The organism is Brevefilum fermentans (assembly GCF_900184705.1).
Taxonomy (GTDB): domain Bacteria; phylum Chloroflexota; class Anaerolineae; order Anaerolineales; family Anaerolineaceae; genus Brevifilum; species Brevifilum fermentans.
Window position 1 is genome coordinate 1,934,722 of the sequence record NZ_LT859958.1, and the last position, 21,285, is coordinate 1,956,006.

Annotated in this window: 20 protein-coding genes; 11 read left to right on the forward strand and 9 right to left on the reverse strand. The window is 51.2% G+C overall.

What is annotated here, in order from left to right; translation table 11 throughout:
• The first annotated feature begins 15 nt into the window (after positions 1-15).
• The 9 genes from CFX1CAM_RS08415 (at position 16) to CFX1CAM_RS08455 (ending at position 7,243) form a co-directional block, all read left to right on the forward strand.
• A complete protein-coding gene (locus CFX1CAM_RS08415; protein ID WP_087862595.1) occupies positions 16-306 on the forward strand; it encodes a EutN/CcmL family microcompartment protein in 291 nt (96 codons plus the stop codon).
• A 5-nt stretch (positions 307-311) separates the two neighbouring features.
• Positions 312-1,775 carry an aldehyde dehydrogenase family protein gene (locus tag CFX1CAM_RS08420; RefSeq protein WP_087862596.1) on the forward strand — a complete coding sequence of 488 codons (1,464 nt, stop codon included), beginning with the start codon at positions 312-314 and terminating at the stop codon, positions 1,773-1,775.
• Between the two features lie 30 nt (positions 1,776-1,805).
• Positions 1,806-2,135, forward strand: coding sequence for an ethanolamine utilization microcompartment protein EutM (gene eutM, locus CFX1CAM_RS08425; protein ID WP_087862597.1), 330 nt, complete (start codon positions 1,806-1,808; stop codon positions 2,133-2,135).
• 14 nt (positions 2,136-2,149) lie between these two features.
• On the forward strand, positions 2,150-3,016 hold the full coding sequence (gene eutJ, locus CFX1CAM_RS08430) for an ethanolamine utilization protein EutJ (RefSeq protein ID WP_197687117.1): 867 nt from the start codon (positions 2,150-2,152) through the stop codon (positions 3,014-3,016).
• Between the two features lie 23 nt (positions 3,017-3,039).
• Positions 3,040-3,666 carry a hypothetical protein gene (locus tag CFX1CAM_RS08435; RefSeq protein WP_087862598.1) on the forward strand — a complete coding sequence of 209 codons (627 nt, stop codon included), beginning with the start codon at positions 3,040-3,042 and terminating at the stop codon, positions 3,664-3,666.
• Positions 3,667-3,698: 32 nt separating this feature from the next.
• Positions 3,699-4,064 (forward strand): hypothetical protein, encoded by a 366-nt coding sequence (locus CFX1CAM_RS08440; RefSeq protein WP_087862599.1) that lies wholly within the window; start codon positions 3,699-3,701, stop codon positions 4,062-4,064.
• Positions 4,065-4,067: 3 nt separating this feature from the next.
• Positions 4,068-4,388 (forward strand): EutN/CcmL family microcompartment protein, encoded by a 321-nt coding sequence (locus tag CFX1CAM_RS08445; RefSeq protein WP_087862600.1) that lies wholly within the window; start codon positions 4,068-4,070, stop codon positions 4,386-4,388.
• A gap of 11 nt (positions 4,389-4,399) precedes the next feature.
• A complete protein-coding gene (locus tag CFX1CAM_RS08450; RefSeq protein WP_087862601.1) occupies positions 4,400-4,669 on the forward strand; it encodes a EutN/CcmL family microcompartment protein in 270 nt (89 codons plus the stop codon).
• A gap of 144 nt (positions 4,670-4,813) precedes the next feature.
• Entirely contained in the window at positions 4,814-7,243 is a 2,430-nt protein-coding gene (locus CFX1CAM_RS08455; protein ID WP_087862602.1) for a lytic transglycosylase domain-containing protein, read from the forward strand.
• 59 nt (positions 7,244-7,302) lie between these two features.
• Here the strand turns inward: CFX1CAM_RS08455 and CFX1CAM_RS08460 are convergent, their stop codons facing one another.
• From CFX1CAM_RS08460 to ppdK, 5 genes are all read right to left on the reverse strand, one after another.
• Positions 7,303-8,136, reverse strand: coding sequence for an alpha/beta hydrolase (locus CFX1CAM_RS08460; RefSeq protein ID WP_087862603.1), 834 nt, complete (start codon positions 8,134-8,136; stop codon positions 7,303-7,305).
• 151 nt (positions 8,137-8,287) lie between these two features.
• Positions 8,288-9,592 (reverse strand): dihydrolipoamide acetyltransferase family protein, encoded by a 1,305-nt coding sequence (locus CFX1CAM_RS08465; protein ID WP_087862604.1) that lies wholly within the window; start codon positions 9,590-9,592, stop codon positions 8,288-8,290.
• On the reverse strand, positions 9,585-10,565 hold the full coding sequence (locus tag CFX1CAM_RS08470) for an alpha-ketoacid dehydrogenase subunit beta (RefSeq protein ID WP_087862605.1): 981 nt from the start codon (positions 10,563-10,565) through the stop codon (positions 9,585-9,587). Before CFX1CAM_RS08470 ends, CFX1CAM_RS08465 begins: the two co-directional genes overlap by 8 nt.
• Before the next feature lies 1 nt (position 10,566).
• A complete protein-coding gene (pdhA, locus tag CFX1CAM_RS08475; RefSeq protein ID WP_087862606.1) occupies positions 10,567-11,580 on the reverse strand; it encodes a pyruvate dehydrogenase (acetyl-transferring) E1 component subunit alpha in 1,014 nt (337 codons plus the stop codon).
• Positions 11,581-11,906: 326 nt separating this feature from the next.
• Positions 11,907-14,750: a pyruvate, phosphate dikinase gene (gene ppdK / locus CFX1CAM_RS08480; protein ID WP_087862607.1), complete on the reverse strand. Its 2,844-nt coding sequence runs from the start codon at positions 14,748-14,750 to the stop codon at positions 11,907-11,909.
• A gap of 457 nt (positions 14,751-15,207) precedes the next feature.
• Between ppdK and CFX1CAM_RS08485 the strand changes: the two genes are divergently transcribed.
• Together CFX1CAM_RS08485 and CFX1CAM_RS08490 are read left to right on the forward strand one after the other, a co-directional pair.
• Positions 15,208-16,683, forward strand: a complete 1,476-nt coding sequence (locus CFX1CAM_RS08485) for a hypothetical protein (protein ID WP_087862608.1) — start codon at positions 15,208-15,210, stop codon at positions 16,681-16,683.
• A gap of 156 nt (positions 16,684-16,839) precedes the next feature.
• A complete protein-coding gene (locus CFX1CAM_RS08490; protein ID WP_197687118.1) occupies positions 16,840-17,835 on the forward strand; it encodes an NAD-dependent epimerase/dehydratase family protein in 996 nt (331 codons plus the stop codon).
• A gap of 10 nt (positions 17,836-17,845) precedes the next feature.
• Here CFX1CAM_RS08490 and CFX1CAM_RS08495 read toward each other — a convergent pair whose 3' ends face one another.
• The 4 genes from CFX1CAM_RS08495 to hpt form a co-directional block, all read right to left on the reverse strand.
• The gene (locus CFX1CAM_RS08495; RefSeq protein WP_087863263.1) at positions 17,846-18,370 is read right to left on the reverse strand and encodes a nitroreductase family protein; all 525 of its coding nucleotides are present in this window, start codon (positions 18,368-18,370) and stop codon (positions 17,846-17,848) included.
• 69 nt (positions 18,371-18,439) lie between these two features.
• Positions 18,440-19,231 (reverse strand): alpha/beta fold hydrolase, encoded by a 792-nt coding sequence (locus tag CFX1CAM_RS08500; RefSeq protein ID WP_157891804.1) that lies wholly within the window; start codon positions 19,229-19,231, stop codon positions 18,440-18,442.
• Positions 19,221-20,741, reverse strand: a complete 1,521-nt coding sequence (locus CFX1CAM_RS08505) for a tRNA nucleotidyltransferase/poly(A) polymerase family protein (protein WP_162287674.1) — start codon at positions 20,739-20,741, stop codon at positions 19,221-19,223. Before CFX1CAM_RS08505 ends, CFX1CAM_RS08500 begins: the two co-directional genes overlap by 11 nt.
• Complete coding sequence (gene hpt / locus CFX1CAM_RS08510; RefSeq protein WP_087862611.1) at positions 20,725-21,282, reverse strand: hypoxanthine phosphoribosyltransferase; 558 nt, start codon at positions 21,280-21,282, stop codon at positions 20,725-20,727. Before hpt ends, CFX1CAM_RS08505 begins: the two co-directional genes overlap by 17 nt.
• Positions 21,283-21,285: the final 3 nt, after the last annotated feature.

Consider the following 21,285-nt stretch of genomic DNA (forward strand, 5'->3'; position numbering starts at 1 on the left):
CGGGAGAATATGCTCATGTTAATTGCTAAGGTAATTGGAACAACCGTATCCACTATCAAGGATGAACAACTCACCGGGCAAAAATTACTCATCCTCCAGCAAACAGATGAGACTGGCGCAGCAATTGGAAAACCCTACGTCGCCGTTGACACCGTCAACGCTGGCGTGGGAGATTTGGTGCTAACCGCCCACGGTTCCAGCGCCAGGCAAACCGCCATCACCAAGGACCGACCGGTAGACGCGGTCATCATGGCGATGATTGATTCACTCGAAGTCGACGGAAAAATAACCTTCCAGAAAACATAACCATTATGTCTGAATTCGACCACGACCTGCAATCCATCCAGGAAGCTCGCGACCTTGCCAGCCGAGCATTTTCGGCCTGGAAGCAATGGTCGACTGCATCCCAGGAGCAAGTTGACCGAGTCTGCGCGGCTATGGCTGCTGCAGCCCAGGCGGCGTCGGAGCGCCTGGGTGCTGAAGCCCATCAAGAAACCGGTTTTGGCGTTGCGGAACACAAACACCTTAAAAATATTTTTGCGTCAAAAAACGTTTGGGAAAGTATCCAGAACCTCAAAACCGTTGGAATCATCGGGCACGACCCTGAAAAAAAGATTTATGACATCGCCTGGCCGGTGGGTGTCATCGCTGCGTTAACGCCCAGCACCAACCCAACCTCAACTGTCATGTTCAAAGTTTTGGTCGCGGTCAAAGCCCGCGATGCGATCATCATCGCACCGCATCCCTCTGCTGCAAGGTGTTCCTATGAGACCACTCGCATCATGGCACAAGCAGCAGAAGAAAATGGTGCCCCGCCCGGTCTGATATCCTGCATGCAGCACATCAGTCTGCAAGGAACCCAGGCGCTTATGCAGCATAAATACGTGGCATTGATCCTGGCTACAGGTGGAACCCCCATGGTCAGAGCCGCTCACTCCACCGGTAAACCCGCTTACGGCGTCGGTCCTGGAAACGTTCCCGTTTACGTAGATCGCTCAGCAGACCTGGAAAAAGCTGCCCGTTACATCGTCGCCAGCAAGGCTTTTGACTGCTCAACCATTTGCGCCACAGAACAGGCGGTGGTAGCCGATCGACCAATTGCTGACCAGCTTGCTGCATTGATGGAACAGGAAGGCGCATATTTCGCCAACCGCGAGGAAACCGATCGGCTCCGCAAGCTCCTCTTTCATCCGGATGGTAGCATGAACGTGGCTACCGTTGGTAAATCTGCACAATACCTGGCTGGCATGACGGGTTTATCCATCCCCAGCAGCGCGCGCATCATCGTCACTCGCCTGGAAAAAACCGGCAAGGATGAACCCCTTTCGCGGGAGAAGCTGACCACGGTTCTGGGCTGGTACGAAGAAGAAGGTTGGGAAGCAGGCTGCGAACGCTGTATTGAACTGATCCAATTCGGCGGGCGCGGACACAGTCTGATCATCCATGCCACAGACCAGGATGTGATCATGGCTTTCGGACTTGAAAAGCCCGTTTTCCGTATCGCGGTCAACACCATGGGCACATTGGGCGCCATCGGATTGACCACCGGCGTGATGCCCTCGATGACACTGGGAGCAGGCGGAGTCGGCGGCTCAATCACCGGCGACAATATCACTGCATCTCATTTGTTCAATGTCAAACGTCTCGCGTTTGAATTATCAGCTCCCCCGGCTGCTGCCATGATCCCTGGGAAAACTGCAACAGGTCCAAGCGCGCAGGAGATTGAAAGAGCAGTACGGGAAGCTTTGAATGAAATATTGAAAATCGGTACATAATCAACTCAAATATCGAAAGGATTGAAGAAAATGGCATTAGATACAGCATTAATTGCACTAGGAATGGTCGAAACCAAGGGCTTGGTCGGCGCAATCGAGGCAGCAGACGCGATGGTCAAATCAGCCAACGTGGTCCTGATTGGCTCTGAATACGTTGGCGGCGGGTTCGTCACCGTGATGGTGCGCGGCGATGTCGGCGCGGTCAAAGCAGCCACAGACGCAGGCGCAGCAGCTGCCAAGCGTGTTGGAGAACTGGTGTCTGTGCATGTCATCCCTCGACCCCATTCAGATGTTGAAATGATCCTGCCGCAAAACACAAAGGGCAGCTTCGGTGGTCGCAGTACAGAAGCCAAAAAATAAACCAGGTTTAGCCTGTGAAGAACCCCTTCCTGAACGCCACGGGATTTGACCCGGAGGATCTGCTTTCACGTGCCCATCAAGTGATTTTGCCCAGTCCCAACGGTCATCAGCCGCCGCCAATACCAGAGATTGACGGTGAATTGCGCGTGGGCGTTGACCTCGGCACCTCGTACACCGTCTTGGTCGTCCTCGATGCTCACAACACCCCCATTGCCGGGGAATACCGTTTCACACAGATTGTGCGCGACGGGCTGGTCGTGGACTATATTGGCGCTGTGAGCATCCTGCGAGAAATGAAACACAACCTCGAATCTCGCCTGGGACGAACATTAACCCATTCAGCCAGCGGTTACCCCCCCGGTGTGCCGCAAGCCGAGGTGCAATCCACAGCCAATGTGGTTGAGGCAGCCGGGATGATCTGCTCGAGCCTGGTTGACGAAGCTTCCGCTGCCAACAACGTGCTTGGGCTCAAAGATGGCGTCATCGTCGATATTGGCGGCGGAACCACCGGAATCGCGGTGCTTCAAGCGGGTCAGGTGGTCCACACAGCAGATGAAGCCACTGGCGGTACCCATATGTCTCTGGTGATCGCCGGCGGCGCAGATATCAGCTTTAAGGCCGCAGAGGTCCAGAAAACAGACCGGACTCAACAATCCCGCCTGTTCCCAATCGTCCGCCCGGTGATGGAGAAGATGGCGACGATTATTAATCAGCACATCCGTGGCTTTAGTGCGGATTCCATCGTTCTGGTGGGCGGTACCAGCCTTTTCCCCGGTATTGACCGGGTCATTGAAGCGATCACCGGTCTTCCCACCCGAGTTACACCACATCCGCTGTTCGTTACACCGATTGGGATTGCGATGCACAACCAGGCTAATTAAATAACCAATCATCAGGAGTGAATATGTCCGATAATTTTTCATTACGTTGCTATTGTTTTATTGACCGCATGCAAGCCCAGTTCTCTGCCTTTGTGGGCACAGTGACCCAGGGTGATCTCCCTGTGGAGGGCATGGCATCCCTGTATGTTGAGATGGCACCCGGCAACGAGGTCTTCCGAGTGGTCGATATTGCCGTGAAAGCGACCGAAGCCAAACCCGGCGCACAGATCGTCGAGCGCGAATTTGGCATGTTTGAAGTGCATTCTCTCAACCAGGCCGCCGTGCTCGAGGCTGGGCAGGTCGTCCTCGACCGGCTGGGACTGAAGAAGGAAGATCGTATCAAGCCCGAGGTGGTTTCCAACCAGGTGATCACTCGCGTGGATTCCTACCAGGCACAACTACTCAACCGCTTCCGGCGCGGCAGCATCCTGGTGCCTGGCGAAACCTTGCTGGTGCTGGAATGCGCCCCCGCAGCTTATATCAATTACGCGTGCAACGAAGCTGAAAAGAAAGCCAACATCAAGATCATCCACATTTCTTCAGTTGGGCGTTATGGGCGTATGTGGCTTTCTGGCAGCGAAGCGGAGATTATCACCGCGAAAAATGCCGCGGTCCAGGCTCTGGAAGCCCTGGAAGGCATCCCCGGCTGAGATCAGACTTCTACAGCGTTTAGGAGAAATCGATGTCCAAACAATTCTTTACTGAACGAGATATTGAAGACCTCGCTTCCCAGGGGGTATTTACCCTCACCATCGGAGAGAATGTGGTCCTCACAGAGCTGGCTTTTGAAAAAGCCCAGCGCCTGGGCGTAAAGCTGATCCAACAACACCAACTCCCGCCATCAGCGCCGATTCGACCTTATCTTTCCGAAACGGTCGCCCCGTCACCTTCCAGCCAGCACCATACAGCGGGATTGCCTTTGAATAAAGATGAATCCTTGCGAGAGCGCATCCGGATCGCCGTCAGGGCAAAACTTGGTGACCAGGTCGACCCCACCCTGCTGGAAACGATCATCACCCGGGTGCTGGACAACATCGGGGCGCATTAATCCATGCTTTTCGGTCGCGTCCACGGCACAGCCGTTTGTACCCTTAAATATCCCGGGCTCGAAGGGATTAAACTGCTGGTTGTTCAACCGCTTAATAAGAACCTCGAGCCCGTAGGCGCCCTGCAGGTGGCAGCCGATGTGGTTCAGGCTGGCATGGGCGATCTGTGTGTTATGGTGCGAGCCCGGGAAGCAGCCCTGGCAATGCCCGATATTAAATTCGTACCGATCGATCTTGCGCTGGTGGGGATCGTGGATGAATTGATTCTTCGCCCCGATGGCGAGTTTGATTACGTGCTTAAACCCGGTAAAACGCGTTACACCTGAGGTAAACAGCCATGATTCTTGCAAAAGTTATCGGCACAGTTGTGACCACGATCAGCCATCCGCATTATGATTGTCAGCGTTTGCTCGTCGTTCAACCCCTGGTATCTGAAGGTGACCGGGCTGATGATGATTTCATTGCAGTCGATCATACTCACGCAGGGATCGGTGATACCGTTCTGATTAATCGGGAAGGCAATGGCGCCCGCCAGGTCTTAAATTTACTGGATGGCTGTATTATTTCAGTCATTGTCGGGATTGTGGACGAGGTCAGAATTGGCTGACCTGGTGGTCGCTTACTGAAAACCACCCCTAATTCAAAACAGCTCAACACGATTTCTTGCCCACTCGCCAAATTCCAAACTCTTGATTCCTACCCAATTTCCAGTTCCTTCTCCCTAATACTCCCCATGTGTTAAACTTTAATCATGAACAATGTTTTCAAAATCATCCTGGGCGCCCTGTTATTGATTATCCTCGCTGCCTGCAGCAGCCCGATGGCACAATCTCCAGCGAAAAACACGCTTCCGCCCTTCCCCACAGTTGTTGAACCGCAAACGCCACAACCCTCGCCAACAGCAACCCGTCTGCCTCCTCCTGAACTGCTGGTCGGCGAAGGCGATTATGCTCTCCTGGCAGGCGATTTTCAATCTGCGATCAGAATCTTTCAGGAAGCGCTCAACAACAGCGAAGATGATGAGGTCACTGCTCTGGCGCACTTCGGGCTTGGTCGGGCGTATTTTAACCAGGGCGAAATCAGCATCGCGTTAACCCACTTCCGCCAGGCAGCTCAGACCGGCGAGACCACCACTGCCGCCCGCGCACAATTTATGCTCGGTCAAATCTACACCCGTTTAGAACGCTACCAGGAAGCACTTGATGCCTATCAATCGTATCTCGATGTGCGCCCCGGTTTGATCGATGCCCATGTACACGAGCTGCGCGGCGATTTATTCACAACGCTTGGCAATTATTCCGCTGCCATCGAGTGCTATCAGCAGGCATTCCTCTCCGATCCCAGCGGTGGAACAGACACACAGGCAATCAAAATCGCGCGTGCATACCAAGCTAACGGCGAGACTGAGATTGCATTATCGCTTTACAAGGATCTCTATTCTGGCGACAGTAATGACTATACGAAAGCACAGATGGCGCTGTTGATCGGGCGCATTTTCCTTTCTCAAAACAACGACGACCAGGCTTACGCCATTTTCCAGGAATCAATCCACAATTTCCCCTTTGCCTACGATGCCTATTCCGCCCTTGTGACCCTGGTAGAAGCTGACATCACGGTCAACGAATTTGACCGCGGCCTGGTCAACCATAACATGGGCAATCACCTTCTGGCGGTTGAGGCTTTCGACCGCTACCTGGCTGAAGCACCCGAGTTCCTGGCTGATGCTGCCCTCTACTATAAAGGCTTATCCATGCGAGCGCTGGGGGAGGGAGAAAACCAGCAAGCTGCTATTGCCTTGTGGCAGGAGTTGATCGAGAGTCATCCGACCAGCAGCTACTATGTAGATGCCTGGCAGTCCATCGAGTACACCTTATGGGCTTACCTGGGCGATCACCAGGCGGCAGCACAGGTTTCCCTGGATTTTGTTGCCCAGAGACCTGAAGCCGCTGAAGCGCCCGACTTCCTTTTTCGCGCCGGTCGCTCCTACGAACGTGCAGACATGCTGTCTGAAGCAGCCGAAACCTGGGCAAGGGTTGCTGCCGAATATCCGGAGTCGGATCTGACCTTTCAAGCCACCTACTTTGCCGGGATCTCCCTTGTCCGCCTGGGTTTGTGGGAAGAAGCGCAAGCCCTCTTTTCGCGTGCCATGGTGCTGACCGGTGAACCCTCTGAGTTGGCTGCAGCCCACCTGTGGATCGGAAAATGCCAGCAAGCCCAGGGCAATATCAGCGCTGCGCTGGACAGTTGGAAGATCGCCCAAACCACCAATCCCTTTGGTCATTACAGCATCCGCGCAGAAGACCTGCTCATCGGTCGTGAGCCTTTCTCCACGCCCACCCGTTATGAACTTGATCCCGATCTGACGCCCTTCTTGCCTGAAGCAGAATCCTGGCTGCGTGAGACCTTTGGCATTGCGCCTGAAATTAACCTGGAAAGCCCCGGCATGCTGGCTTATGATCCCCGTTTCCAGCGCGGCCTGGAATACTGGTCCTTGGGAGATTACGCTGCAGGAAAAGTTGAGTTTGACGCCATACGCCTGGAATACACTGAAGATCCCGCTCAAACCTTCCGCTTGATCCCCGCATTGGTGGAGATCGGCCTGTACCGCTCTGCCCTGGTAGCCAGCACTCAGCTCCTGCGGCTGGCTGGCTTGCAACGTGGAGACGCCCTGCAAGCACCGGAATATTTCTCACGGGTGCGCTTTGGAGCGTACTTCCTCGAGTGGGTCCAATCCGCGGCTCAATCAGAAGGTCTTTCACCACTCTTGCTGCTCTCGGTTATACGCCAGGAAAGCGCCTTTGAAGGTTTTATCCTCTCTGGAGCGGGCGCTCGCGGTTTGATGCAGATCATGCCAGCTACCGGCGCCCAATTGGCTGCGAACCTATCCTGGCCTGAGGACTACACCGTCGATGACCTCGATCGTCCAAATATCAGTATCTTCTTTGGCGCCAACTACCTCAGGCAACAGTACCAGCTCTTTGATGAAGACCCCTTTGCCATGCTGGCAGCCTACAACGGAGGCCCGGGGAATACCATCATTTGGAAAAACCTGACCCCCTTTGATGACCCTGACCTCTTCCTCGAGATTGTGCGCATCGAAGAGACCCGTAATTACATCCGTCTGATCAATGAGATTCACTACATCTACGGGTGGCTGTACGGTGAACCAGAGGAACGCTAAACCAGCCAGAATTAATTCCGCATCACGTTTGCTCAGCCAGCGTATGCTCTGGAAAAAATTTACAAATGTGCTTCCAACCAGGCAGACACCTCACCCAACACCTGTTCATGTTCGGGTTCGTTGAATACTTCGTGATACAACGCATCGTAGAGCTTGATGGTTTTATCCTCAGAACTCGCCCGGTCATAGAGCATTTGTGAGGCATTTGGGTTTACCAGGGTGTCAGCCAGCCCATGAAGGATGATCAAGGGCACTGTGATCCGACTCACCTCTTCACTGACTCTCATCATCGCCTGCAGCGTCTCAGCGCTCAGTCTTGCAGTCGTTTTGCCATGAAAAACCAGCGGGTCATTGACATATGCCTGCACAACTTCAGGATCCCGTGAGACGCCGTTTGGATCCAGCTCAATCAAACCCATTTTCGGCGCGAGGATGGATAAAAGCTTTCCAGCGAACACTGTGAACCCGGTTACAAAATCGGGCACCAGAACGCTTGGTGCAGAAATCACCGCACCCCGAAAATCCTCCGAATGGTCCAGCAGGTAATAGCTTGAGATCAGCCCGCCCATGCTGTGACCCAGCAGAAACACCGGTTTATCAGGCTGTTTTTCCTTAACGATGTTGAAAACTGCAGTTACCGTGTGAGTGTAATCTGCGAATTCCTTGACAAACTCTCGCACACCTTCCGATTTACCGTGGCCGGGAAGGTCAAATCCATAGATGGCATAACCCTGTGGCACCAGGTGGTTGACCACATTCATATATCGCCCGCTATGTTCCCCTAAACCATGTACAACCAGGATGGCAGCTTTGATCTCGTGTTCCGGAATCCAAGCCTGATGGTAAATAGATAAATCACGCACACCTTTAAAAGTGCCTTCAAAATGGTTCATATATTGTTCTCCTTTGGGCATTAAAAACCCGGATATTGATGAGTGTTCATGTGCTATTAACCATATTATAGCAGGATTGACAGTGCCATTTGCATTAAAAGAAAAAAGCCCACAGTCATTTTCTGTGGGCTATCACAATCGATTAAAAAACTTACACCAAGAGTTTCAATGGCGCTTCCAGGTACTCCGCCAGCACTGCCATGAACTCTGCTGCTTCTGCGCCGTCGGTTACGCGGTGATCGGCTGAAATTGTCGCCTTCATTCGTGAGGCAATCACCAGTTCACCATCTTCAACCGCTGGGACATCCTGGACAGCGCCCACCGCCAGGATCGCAGCCTCGGGTGGGTTGATGATGGCAGAAAATTCATCGATGCTAAACATACCCAAATTGCTGATCGAGAAGGTCGAGCCTTCGATGTCCTCAGGTTTCACCTTTCGCTCTCGCGCCCGACTGGCCATTTCGCGCACTTCACGTGCAATCAACCGCAGTGGTTTCTGATCGGCGTCCTTGCACACCACCGTCATTAATCCACCTTCCACCGCCACAGCCACACCAACGTTGACGTGTCCGTGCCGCCGGATATGGGCATCATCCTCAATTGACGCGTTCAGATTGGGGAACTGCCGAAGCGCCAGCGCCACAGCTTTGACGATGAAATCGTTTACGGAAAGTTTTTCTTCACCCGGCAGAAACTGGTTGAGCTCCTGGCGTAACCTCATCAATGTGCCGGTCTTGTACTCGCGGGTCAGATAAAAATGCGGGATATTCATAAATGAGTCCTGCATCCGTCGGCTGATCGCCTGGCGTAAACGGCTTATAGCGATCACCTCATCGTCTGGTATTGCACCAGCAGTAAAAGACGCCAGGGGCTGCAGGGCTTTGCCAACCGTTTCTGCTTCCTGTTCCTTGCCTTCAGCCCGCAATTTTGCCAGGTAATCCTCAATATCCTGTTTAACAATTCTGCCTCGTGGACCGCTGCCTTCCAGCTCGGTCAGTGCGATTTCGTGTTCTGCTGCGATCCGACGCGCCAGCGGCGAAGAACGCTTGCCACCCGCCAGGGTTTCACCCTTTTCTTCGCCATGATCATCCCCAGGGGTTTCTTCAACCTTTTTGGCTGCCTGAACCGCTTTTTCATCCTTTGAAACAGGCTTTCCAGGCGCCTTCACATCGGCCCCAGCCAGCAAGGCGTCGATCTCATCATCAGAAAGAGCTTCGCCTTCATCTGCAACAATTGCAATCGGCGCGTTGACGGGCAAATCAGCCCCTTCATCAGCCAGGTGGCGCAACATCACTCCCGCGTATCCAGATTCAACCTCAACCGTTGCTTTGTCCGTTTCAATCTCCGCAATCACCTCACCCTTTTTCAGCGGGTCACCCTCGGCTTTTAACCAGCGCACCAGCGTTCCCTCTGCCATGTCAAAACCCAATTTGGGCATCGTAATCAGTTCAGCCATAAAGCACCTCCTTCGCAGCCTGATAAATATCTTCAATTTGTGGCAGAGCTAATTGCTCTAAACGAGCGTTATAGGGCAGCGGCACCTCTGCCTGGGCGACTCGTTTAACCGGGGCGTCGACATAGTCAAATGCCAGTTCGTAGATCCTGGCGGAAACTTCAGAGCCCACCCCGTACGAGCGCCAACCTTCCTCAACGATCACGGCCCGGTTGGTGCGCTTGAACGACGCGATCACCGGATCCATATCCAGCGGGCGCAATGAACGCAGATCAACCACTTCGGCTTCGATGCCCTCTGCCGAAAGCCGTTCTGCAGCCTCCAATGTGGCAGGCACCATTTTCGAGTATGTCACGATGGTCACATCGTCGCCTTCGCGCTGGACTTTGGATTTGCCCAACGGTTCAAGATAATCCTTATCCTCTGGAACTTCGCCTTTTACCTGGTAGAGGGTTGCATTTTCAATGAACAATACCGGGTCTTCACTGCGGATGGCGCTTTTCAACAAGCCCTTGGCATCCGCGGGCGTTCCGGGGGAAACAACCTTTAAACCAGGAAAATGTGCAAAGATAGCATCCGGTGTCTGTGAGTGAGTTGCCCCTAACTGGCGCCCGGCGCCGCTGACCGTGCGAATCACCAGCGGTAATTTGATCTGACCGGCAAACATGTAATGTAGTTTTGCGGCCTCGTTGACGATGTGGTCCATTGCCACAAAAGCAAAGTTGATCGTCATCAGCTCGGCAATCGGGCGCGCTCCGGTCATGGCAGCACCAATTGCGCCGCCAACAATTGCTGCTTCAGCAATCGGCGTATCGCGCACGCGCTTCTCACCAAAGCGATCGTAAAACCCTTTCGTCACCGCGTAAGTGCCGCCCCATACGCCAACCTCTTCGCCCATGATGAACACGCGTTCATCGCGTTCCATTTCTTCCCATAATGCAGCGGATATTGCTTCTCGCATACTCATTCGTGCCATTTTATTTGCCCTCGCTTTTCTTTTCCAAAGCATAACCTCGATATTCTATTGGCGTTGGTTCCGCATAAATATGTTCAAACAAAGTATCATCGCCGGGTTCAGGACTTGCTTCTGCAAAGTCAACGGCTTCCTGAACAATCTTTTCAGCCTCTTGATCCTGGTCATTAAGCGCTTCTTCTGTGGCGAAGCCTTTTTCTATCAGGTACTTGCGGAAGATGCCAATAGGATCTTCCTCTTCCCATTTCCTGACCTCATCTTTTTCACGGTAGCGTTCGGGATCGCCCATGGAGTGCCCACGATAACGGTAGGTCATGATTTCCAGTAAATACGGCCCGTCTCCTTTGCGGATGGACTCTAATATTTTTGCGGCTTCCTTCCTTACCGTCATCACGTCCATGCCATCGATGCGTTCATTGCGCATGCCATAACTCTCTGCTTTCAGACGGATTTCCGAAACTGCCGAAGCACGATCAACGGCGGTCCCCATGCCATATTGGTTGTTCTCACAAACCCACAGCACGGGCAGGTTCCACACCTTGCTCAGGTTTAATCCTTCGTGGAAAAAGCCAATATTGCTAGCGCCATCCCCAAACACACAGATCGTGACCGCATCATCCTTGCCCAAGTAAACATCCCCCAGAGCCATCCCTGCAGCGATCGGGATGTGAGCGCCGACAATCGCATGCCCGCCCCAAAAGTTCTTTTCCACATCAGCCATGTGCATCGAGCCGCCCTTCCCCTGTGAGCAACCATCCACCTTACCTAAGAGTTCCGCCATGACCGCGTTGAGTTCAATCCCGGCGCTAATCGCCCACCCATGATCGCGGTAAGAGGTAATGATGCGGTCCTGCGGTTCCTTGACGGAACAAATCCCGGAGCAAACCGCTTCCTGTCCAATATAGAGATGCAAAAAACCGCCGATCTTGCCCTTCTGATACAATTCAGCCGAGTGTTCCTCGATACGGCGGATCACGACCATCTCTCGATACAGATCAAAATAATCCTTTTTTTCCATAAATGATCATCCCTTCATATGATAAATGAATAATGACTTTTTAATTCAAACACGCATATTTTTGCAAACACGTGTTTATTCCAGTATACTCCCAAGACCGCGCAATAGCATCCAGCCAGAAGGCACAATTTCATCGAATTTTTCAAGGTTTCCAATCCTCTCCGTCCACAGCAGAGATTATTCTCTACCACAGCCATAATTCGCCCTTCCCACTGATAAAAGCCCCTTATCCTTGGTTACTCTTTTCTAATTCTCACAGCTTACTCCTTTAAACAAAAAAGGCCGCCTGGCTTCAGGCGGCCTCTTCGTTTGACTACTGAAATACTTTAACTATTCTTGATATTCGCATGAGCCGCTGCCAGGCGGGCTACCGGCACACGGAAGGGAGAGCAGCTTACATAATTATTGCCGACCAGATGACAGAACTCGATCGAGCTCGGATCACCGCCATGCTCACCGCAGATACCTACTTCAAGGTCAGGGCGAACCTCACGGCCTTCTTTGACCGCCAATTCCATCAGGCGACCGATGCCTTTTCGATCCAGAACCTGGAAGGGATTTACAGGCAGAATGCCCTTATCAACGTAGGTGAACAGGAAGTTCCGCTCCGCGTCATCGCGGCTGTAGCCAAAACCCATTTGCGTCAGGTCATTCGTGCCAAAGGAGAAGAATTCAGCAACTTCTGCAATCTCACCTGCAGTCAGTGCAGCCCGGGGGATCTCAATCATCGTGCCGAACTTATAATTGAAATTCACATTTTTCTCTGCCATAACGCTCTTGGCAATCGCTTCCAATTCTGGTTGTACCGATTTAAGTTCATTGATATGACCGGTCAGCGGGATCATGATCTCGGGATAAACCACGAAACCTTTTTGGGCAGCTTCACTGGCAGCTTCAAATATTGCCCGAACCTGCATGCGCATGATATCCGGATAGACAATGCCCAAACGGATGCCGCGCAAACCCATCATCGGGTTACTTTCATGCAATCTGTTGACGGCATCCAGTAAAATTTCTTTTTCTTCCAAACCATCTTTTTCGCCTTTTAACCGCATGGTGGTAACATCGACCAGCAAATCCTCCTGGGAAGGCAAGAACTCGTGCAGCGGCGGGTCAATCAAGCGAATAATCACGGGCAGTCCGTCCATCGCTTCGAACAAGCCGTAAAAATCACCGCGTTGCAAGGGTAACAAAACATCCAGCGCCTCATAATACGCCTTGACAGCTTTTGAACCCTCCAGGGCGGCTTTGGCTTCCGCCAATTCAGCTTCGACCATTTTGCGCGTTTCATCCGTTAGCGGACGTCCTTCAAAACGACCAGTTTCCAGGGAAGCCTCCAAACGTTCAGCTATATCGATCAATTTCTGTGCTTCTTCGGCATTGATAATCATCTTCTCGACGTGCGGCAGACGTTCTTCTTCAAAGAACATGTGCTCTGTCCGACATAAACCGATGCCCTTGGCACCGAACGAGCGAGCGCGGATTGCATCTGCCGGGTAATCAGCGTTGACCCACACTTCCAAACGGGAATTTTCGTCAGCCCAGTCCAGCAGGGTCATTAATTCCTTTTGTTCCTCAAGATCTGGCGTGGTCAGGTCCAACTTACCGATATAAGCCTCACCTGAGCTACCATCCAAAGAAATCCAATCGCCCTCTTTGATAACTTTGCCATTTGAGCGCAATTCACGTTTTTCGAGGTTAATGGACATCATCGATGCGCCCACCACGCAGGGAACGCCAAACTGGCGGGCAACCACAGCCGCGTGGGAAGTGGCTCCGCCCTCGCTGGTCAAAATACCTTTGGCAGCCAGCATACCATGCACATCATCTGGTTTGGTGAAGGGGCGTACCATGATCACATCCTGGCCTTCTTCATGTGCCATTTTTTCAGCCGTATCAGCATCAAAATAAACCTGTCCGACGGCGGCACCAGGAGAAGCATTAACACCACTGGCAAGTAGACGATTATCATTGCGGGCTTCTTCAACGATTTCCGGGTCAAATTGGGGATGGAGCATCTGGTCAACATGCTCCGGGTCAACCCGCAAAACGGCTTCTTTGCGATCAATCAAACCTTCATTGACCATGTCCACAGCGACCTTGATGGCTGCTTTCGCAGTACGCTTGCCAGATCGAGTCTGCAGCATCCACAGCTTGCCTTTTTCGATGGTGAACTCAACATCTTGCATATCATGATAATGATTCTCAAGGTTGAGGGTAATCTCCTCAAATTGACGGTAGACATCGGGCATTTCATCAGCCAGTTGGCTGATCGGTTCGGTGTTGCGAATACCAGCCACAACATCCTCACCCTGGGCATTCAAAAGGAAATCACCATATAATTTCTTTTCACCTGAACCCGGATCGCGCGTAAAAGCCACACCTGTGCCTGAATCCCAGCCCATGTTGCCAAACACCATTGTTTGGATGTTTACGGCTGTGCCTAAATCATCCGGGATGCCCGCACGGCGCCGATAGTCGACGGCACGCTTACCATTCCAGGAGTTAAACACGGCTTTGATAGCTAATTCCAGTTGCTTTTCGGGTTCCTGAGGGAAATCAAAGCCCATTTCCTTTTTAACAACAGCCTTGAATTTTTCCGTCAGATATTTCCAGTCCTCGGCATCGAGGTCGGTATCAGATTGAACGCTCTTTGCAGCTTTGTAGCTATCCAGTTCATCTTCAAAAGCTTCATCCGGGATACCCAAAACCACGGAGCCAAACATTTGCACCAAACGCCGGTAGGAATCAAATACAAAGCGAGCGTTCTGCGTGAGTTCGATCATACCCTTTGCGGTCTCATCGTTCAGACCGATATTCAGCACCGTGTCCATCATGCCTGGCATAGACATCTTCGCACCTGAGCGACACGAAACCAGCAGGGGATTGGTCGGATCACCAAACTTTTTGCCCGCTTTTTCTTCAACTGCCCGCATTGATGCCATTACCTGATCCCACATCCCTTCCGGAAAGATCTGATCATCCTGGTATACAATACAAGCTTCAGTGGTAACAGTAAATCCGGGCGGCACGGGAACGCCAATGCGTGTCATCTCGCCAAGATTAGCACCTTTACCTCCGAGAAGGCCGCGCACGCTTTCCCAGTCTCCAGCTCGTTCTTCTGCCTCATCAACCTGGTCAAATAAATAGACCCATTTCTTATCTGACATTCTTCCTCCTAAAAAAGAATTTTTTATTTATAAATTCGAACACATCCAAAAAATTGCTCTCAAACAAAGCATTCTACCATTAAGAAACAAGAAACTGCAAACCCGGCGGGATTTTCTGATTAAGGTTTAATAGAACGGTATTGAGTCACCTTAAGCGCACTGAAAAAAGCCAATCAGACGATATTCGAACACAAGAAAACGGGCAACCGGCATAAAAGAAAAATTTGCACCTCGCCTAGAAATGAGAATATCAGTTCAGAAACCAACATCGCAGATGATTCCACACCACAATAACAGCGAATCGCTGTTAATTCACATTAAACCTTCTAATCTAATGTTGTTGACCATCACCTTAACGGGTTCGAGGATTCCGGTATTATAATAAAAAAGAGAATTCCAACCCCTGTAACTTGCCACCTATGCTTTCACCAAAGACCATCACAAAACACGGCTAACAATGAAATCAGAAACACTATTTCGATTATTGATTCTATTGACGCTATTGAATATTTTGGGATGTACTCCATCAACCCCGCCCGAGCCTGTTTTCGATGCTACGCTGCCTTTCGCAACCTCGATTGACACCGAAGGAATCTCTGAAACCCACGACCCCGCGCTTGAGCCTTCTCCTGCCACGACTTTAGATTTTTCCTCGCTTGGTCGCCCTGTCTTGCTGATCCAAACCGAAATTGATCATTATCTGTTCTTAAACCCCGTTTCACAGGTCAGCATAGCGTTTCAACCACCCATTTCAAACCCCCAATTTCGCTTGAAAGCCCACATTTCACCCAGTTCCAGGCGCATGTTTTTCCCGCTGAATGATTACGAGGGGATCATCATCGACTTGAGGACCGGTGAAACTCTCAGCACCTACGAGTTTGGCGGTCCGGCGTTGTTTATACCCCAACAGGCAGCCATCGAGGCAGCGCCCCTGGTCACAGAATTAAATTTAACCGACACAGCCTTGCTCGAAGCCGTTATGGACGCCCATAAACATTCTAAGCAGCTCACCCGATGGGGTCAAAGCGATCGGTATCATTTTTCTGTACAGGATACCGGTCCAACGAGTACCTGCCTTTTCCTTGACGATCACCAAACCGGTGAGCGGATTCGATTGGAAAATCTGCCTGGCATGGTGGAAAATTTTTCGCTTGCCCCGGACGGAAACAGCATCTTGCTGAAAAAAGGTCTTGTGCTGCGAACGGGCGCCCTTCGCGATAAGCGCCATTATCTGATCAATCTCGCCGACCAGAGCGTGCAGTCTTTGCTATTGCCTCCAGATGTGAACAATCCGTCTTTTAGCTGGTTCGCTGAAGATACCATCGCCCTCACCGATCAAACAACCACGAGCAGGAACGCAGGATTCTTTCTCATCAACACAAATTCTTTTACAAAGACGCCGATTTTCACCGACGAATTTGAAGACCTGTGGCGACTTGGAGACCATTTGATCTTTGTCCAAAGAGAGCTTGATCCCGAAGCAACCCTGTTCCATTCTCTTTCTCTCGCTGGCGACCTACTGGGGACAAATCGGGTCGAAAGGCACTGCTTCCATCAATTTTCCACACCCACACAGATCCTGTTCCAGTGCGATTTAGAAAGCTATCTTTTAGACCAGGCGTTGATTATCGAACCTTTTTACGATGCAGTGCTGACGTTAACGCCCGCTCCCGATAAAAGCGCTTATGTGATGATCAACCGGGCAGCGCAGATTTTTCTTTTAGACGCTGATTTACAATGCATCAATGAACTGATTCTTGAAGAGACCCCTTTAGAAATTCTTTGGCACCCGGATGCGAGTGGTTTTTTATACCGGGCTCATGGACGTTTGTACGATTATGACCTGCTGAGCCAAACCAGCCATTTATTGATTAAATCTGATCTTTTCACCGATTACACCAACCTGAATGCAGTTTGGATCAACCTGGATTGATATCGCGTCTTTCCCCTTCTAATGATTAATAAAAATCCAGCCCACGCGATCGACTGATTATTGTATAATAAGAAAAAAGCAGACCCAGCCGGTGTGATGATCCTTTTAAATAATCGGATGTCCAAAACACACCGTATATCAACATGCGAGGAACACATGAAAGTTCTCATCTTAGGCGGCAAAAGGTTTTTGGGCAGAGCTCTTGTAGAAGCACTGCTTGAGGCAGGTGACACCCCTGTCCTTTTTAATCGCGGCCTTACCAACCCGGAGTTATATCCCAAGGTTACCAATCTGATCGGCGACCGTGACGGCAATCTTGAAGCCCTTAAACGCCGTAAATGGGACGCAGTCATCGATACCAGCGGCTATGTGCCGCGCATTGTTAAACAATCTGCAAAGATGCTCTCCGGAAAATGTGAAACCTATGTGTTCCTTTCTACAATCTCTGTGTACCAGGATTTCAGGACGCTCGATATCGCAGAAACCTACCCGTTGGCGCAACTTGATGATCCAACCTCCGAAGATTATGCCGGGGATGACTTTGGTCCCCTGAAAGCATTATGTGAGTACGAGGTTCAGCAAAACTTTGATGGCCGCGTGCTGGTTTTTCGACCCGGGTTAATCGTCGGTCCCTACGATCCATCAGACCGATTCACCTATTGGCCCTGGCGAGTGTCCCTTGGTGGACAGGTTCTGGTACCCTCACCGCCGAGCACCAATCTGCAATTTATTGATGTACGCGATCTGGCTGAATTCATTATCAACCGGATCAAGGCTAAAAGTGAGGGTGTTTATAATGTCACAGGTCCTCGAAAACCTGCCACTTTTGGCTCGCTCCTGGTTGCTTGCCGGGAGGCAGCGCTTTCAAACGCCAGTTTTGTTTGGGTTGATGAATCTTTCCTGCTCGAAAACGAGGTTTATCCCTGGTCCGACATTCCCCTGTGGGTGCCCAGTATCGACCCTGAGTATGCCGGCTTTTATAATATCAACATCAATAAAGCCCTTAAAGCCGGGCTAAACTTTAAGCCCCTCTCACAAACCGTCAGCGACACCCTCGAATGGCACCGCTCTCGTCCCGGTCCACCAAAGTTGAAGGTCGGGATGAATATCGCCCGGGAAACAGAGCTTTTACTCAAATATCAAAAATATTAACGGGATAGGGTTAACCAGGCGATCCATAGGTTTGCCAGTGAACCCGCTTTGCATCATATTGGGTGCGAGCGGGTTTTTCTTCCGCTGGATAGCCGACATAAATGACGTTCAAAGGGATCACATGCTTGGGCAGCGACAGGATCTCGGAGATGCGCCTGATAAAGTTATGAATGGGGTATACCCCCAGCCAGACCGTACCCAAACCCAATTCAACAGCAGCGAGCAGGATGTTTTGCGTTGCTGCGCTACAATCCTGCACCCAAAATTTTTCGGCTATGGGGTGTTTAAAGAAGGAGGTGTTGCCACACACCACAATAGCCGCTGGGGCATCAAATTTGGCAAACATCAATGACGAGCGGACTTCGATTAATAGGTCCGGATGAGTCAGGACGACAAACTCCCAGGGTTTGACATTCATCGCAGATGGTGCTGCCATTGCAGCTTTGAGCAGGAGTTCAATCTTTTCGGTTTCTACGGACTTTTCCTGGTATTTTCGAATGCTTCGTCGCGCGTAGATCGTTTCTTGAACCGTCATTGTCACCTTCTTGTGATAAAAACGAGCCGGATTGATTGTTTTTTCAAAACAGCGCTCCAAAACTTAAAATCAATCAACGTTAAATGCCTCAACACGCTCAACCAGCTCGCTGAGGGCTTGTCCCAACCCTGCCGGGTCCTCAAACATCGGCATATGGCCAACCTTCGGCATTCCAAAAAACGCTCCCTCAGGCAGAGATTCAGCCATGACCTGGGATTCCTGGAAATCAGTGATCTGATCTTCCTCACCTGCCACAACCAGTGCTGGTACCCGTATCCGCTGTAATAACGCCGTTTTATCCGCACGGTCAGCCATTCCCTGCAGCGAGCCAATCAGACCGGTCGGGTCACACCGACGGATCATTGTGTGGGCTTTATTGATCACATCAAGGTTGGTCGAAAGCCTGGGCGCCAGGTTATCCGCTACCGCAAGCGACCCGCATGCCTGAGCTTCATCAATCAAGGCCCGCCTTCCGGCGCGTTTTTCAGGTGTGTCTGCCGCGGAGTTGGTTGTGATCAATCCCAAACCAGTCAATTTTTCGGGGAATTGCTCGGCAAAGGCCAGGGCGACATAACCGCCCATCGAATGCCCGCATACAATCGCCCGGTCAACATACAGAGTTTCTAACAAAACTGCAATGTCGCGGGCGAATAATGTCATCGCATACGGTCCGGGTGGAGCATAACTCTCCCCGTGCCCGCGCAGGTCAGGCATGATCACCTGTTGGTTACCCAGGTGGTTTTCAACCAGGTCAAGCCAAATTGAGCGGTTCAGTCCAAAACCGTGCAATAAGAGCAAGGGGGGTGAGTTCCTACCCAAGAGATCAAAACCCAGCGTGATATCATTGACATTAATTTTCATCATTTTCTCCAGAATCGACCCCTTCAATCAACCTTTTCCTGATAAAGTCTCGGGCCTGGTCAGAATTGCTTATGGTCCCGCTGGCCTGCTCTTCCTCCAACTGGCTCAACAAAGTGCCGATGGTTTTCCCAGGCATCAAGCCAAATTCATCCTGCAGATCAAACCCATCCAATAAGAGTTTGGGTTCAACGACCATCGAATGCTTCTCCCACCAAGCTGAAAGAATGGCTCCCACAACCGATACATACCATCGCCAACATTCCTGATCCAGGTTGTGATCCTTGAGTGCCATGGCGTCCGCTAGAAAATGCAGGGCAATCGCCACGCCGACCTCTCCTGTTTGCTTGAAGAAGTGGTATATCGCCCGCTGATCGGGAATCTTTCGATTTGCAACATAAGGTAGCAAATTCATGTGGTGCTGAACAAGGGTCTGCACCCAGTGTGATTCTGCGGTGCTCAGGGTCAACTGTTTGGCGATTGTAAAAGCCAGTTGGGCGCCCTTCAGATGATGATTGCGCTGGGGGATGCGTTGTTCCTTTGAGCCGGTGCTCATTGCTGATGTTCCCAATCCTTGCAACAATGCCCCAAAAAAAGCCAGGCTGAGCTTATCGCGACCGGGGGTCACTTCACCACGAAAGTAAGTTGCAATTTCCAAGGAAAACTTGCCTAAAGCGTCCCGAACCCCCTGCATCATCCAATCCATATCCGCTATACTTTGCGTCCCGGGCTTTAAATGATGTAACAAAGCATGATATTTCTCAACGGTTTTGATCGCATGGCTGAGCATCGATTGAGGATGCTCGCCTGCAACAGGCATCACTTCGAGCTCTACCAACGCTGGGATCAAAATTTTTAAAATTCCCAGGCGTCGGAAATGTTCCAAGCCTTTCGCCGGATCTGTCCCTGATAAAAGCCGAAAGAACTCATCGCGTTGGCGTTCACTCGAGGTCCGGGTTAATTGGGGACCGGCTTCCTGTAGCGCTTGCTCCAATCCTGGGGCATAGTCAAGATCTAATTGAACTGCCAGGCGCACGCCGCGCAGGACACGTACCGGGTCATCGAATAAGGCATGTTCACTGCACGCCCGCAGCACACCCCTCTCCAGGTCAGACTGGCCTCCCAGCGGATCAATAACCTGTGTTAATCGATCCACAGGCACCGCCATCGCGTTGATTGTGAAATCGCGGTTAAATAAATCTTCCCTCAAGTCCATTCCGGAAAACTGAACAAAATCCAGTGGGAAAAATTGGCCCTGCGAATCATAATAGACTACTCTGGCCGTATGGCGATCATCATCCAGCACGAAAAAGCCAGCCTTCAGATGTTTCGCCAATTTCCTGGCCAGTAAGGTTGGGTTACCTCCCATTGCAAAATCCATGTCGTGCAGCGGTTTTCCCAAGAGCACGTCACGAACAGCGCCTCCCACAAGATAAAGCTGCTGTTCAGTGCCGAACACTTCTCTGATCTGCGCCAACAACGCCCGGTAATGGGGCTCAAAGACCAGCTTCATATTTTTCCAGGTCAACCACACCGATAAAGGGCAGGTTTCGATAAAACTCATCCATGTCTAAGCCATAGCCAAAGACAAATTTATCAGGGATTATAAATCCGCAATATTTAATCGGGATATCCACCTCCCGCCGCGACGCTTTATTTAATAGTGTACAGACTTCTAAACTTGCCGGATGCCTGGTTTGCAGCATTTCAATGACCGAAGCCAGTGTATTTCCGCTGTCAATAATATCCTCAACGATCAGCACATGTTTTCCGGCGATACTGGTCGTCAGATCCAGGGTGATTCGCACCTGGCCTTGCGAACTGCGCGTTCCGGCGCCATAAGAGGAAACGCCCATGAAGTCAATCGCCACCAGTGGTGTGATATGTCGGATCAGGTCGGTCAGGAACATCACACCGCCCCTTAAGATGCAGATTGCTAATATCTCTTTTCCATGATAATCCCGGCTGATGTCTTCACCTAATTCCTTAACTCGCTTTTTGAGCTGCTCTTCTTCGATCAGTACTTCGCCAATAAATGAATGATAATCTTGCATGTT

Bases quoted from the DNA above. Each gene is read 5' to 3' on its own strand.
- CFX1CAM_RS08415 (WP_087862595.1), top strand. From the start codon at position 16: ATGTTAATTGCTAAGGTAATTGGAACAACCGTATCCACTATCAAGGAT.
- CFX1CAM_RS08420 (WP_087862596.1), top strand. From the start codon at position 312: ATGTCTGAATTCGACCACGACCTGCAATCCATCCAGGAAGCTCGCGAC.
- eutM (WP_087862597.1), top strand. From the start codon at position 1,806: ATGGCATTAGATACAGCATTAATTGCACTAGGAATGGTCGAAACCAAG.
- CFX1CAM_RS08435 (WP_087862598.1), top strand. From the start codon at position 3,040: ATGTCCGATAATTTTTCATTACGTTGCTATTGTTTTATTGACCGCATG.
- CFX1CAM_RS08440 (WP_087862599.1), top strand. From the start codon at position 3,699: ATGTCCAAACAATTCTTTACTGAACGAGATATTGAAGACCTCGCTTCC.
- CFX1CAM_RS08445 (WP_087862600.1), top strand. From the start codon at position 4,068: ATGCTTTTCGGTCGCGTCCACGGCACAGCCGTTTGTACCCTTAAATAT.
- CFX1CAM_RS08450 (WP_087862601.1), top strand. From the start codon at position 4,400: ATGATTCTTGCAAAAGTTATCGGCACAGTTGTGACCACGATCAGCCAT.
- CFX1CAM_RS08455 (WP_087862602.1), top strand. From the start codon at position 4,814: ATGAACAATGTTTTCAAAATCATCCTGGGCGCCCTGTTATTGATTATC.
- CFX1CAM_RS08460 (WP_087862603.1), bottom strand. From the start codon at position 8,136: ATGAACCATTTTGAAGGCACTTTTAAAGGTGTGCGTGATTTATCTATT.
- CFX1CAM_RS08465 (WP_087862604.1), bottom strand. From the start codon at position 9,592: ATGGCTGAACTGATTACGATGCCCAAATTGGGTTTTGACATGGCAGAG.
- CFX1CAM_RS08470 (WP_087862605.1), bottom strand. From the start codon at position 10,565: ATGGCACGAATGAGTATGCGAGAAGCAATATCCGCTGCATTATGGGAA.
- pdhA (WP_087862606.1), bottom strand. From the start codon at position 11,580: ATGGAAAAAAAGGATTATTTTGATCTGTATCGAGAGATGGTCGTGATC.
- ppdK (WP_087862607.1), bottom strand. From the start codon at position 14,750: ATGTCAGATAAGAAATGGGTCTATTTATTTGACCAGGTTGATGAGGCA.
- CFX1CAM_RS08485 (WP_087862608.1), top strand. From the start codon at position 15,208: ATGAAATCAGAAACACTATTTCGATTATTGATTCTATTGACGCTATTG.
- CFX1CAM_RS08490 (WP_197687118.1), top strand. From the start codon at position 16,840: ATGAAAGTTCTCATCTTAGGCGGCAAAAGGTTTTTGGGCAGAGCTCTT.
- CFX1CAM_RS08495 (WP_087863263.1), bottom strand. From the start codon at position 18,370: ATGACGGTTCAAGAAACGATCTACGCGCGACGAAGCATTCGAAAATAC.
- CFX1CAM_RS08500 (WP_157891804.1), bottom strand. From the start codon at position 19,231: ATGAAAATTAATGTCAATGATATCACGCTGGGTTTTGATCTCTTGGGT.
- CFX1CAM_RS08505 (WP_162287674.1), bottom strand. From the start codon at position 20,741: ATGAAGCTGGTCTTTGAGCCCCATTACCGGGCGTTGTTGGCGCAGATC.
- hpt (WP_087862611.1), bottom strand. From the start codon at position 21,282: ATGCAAGATTATCATTCATTTATTGGCGAAGTACTGATCGAAGAAGAG.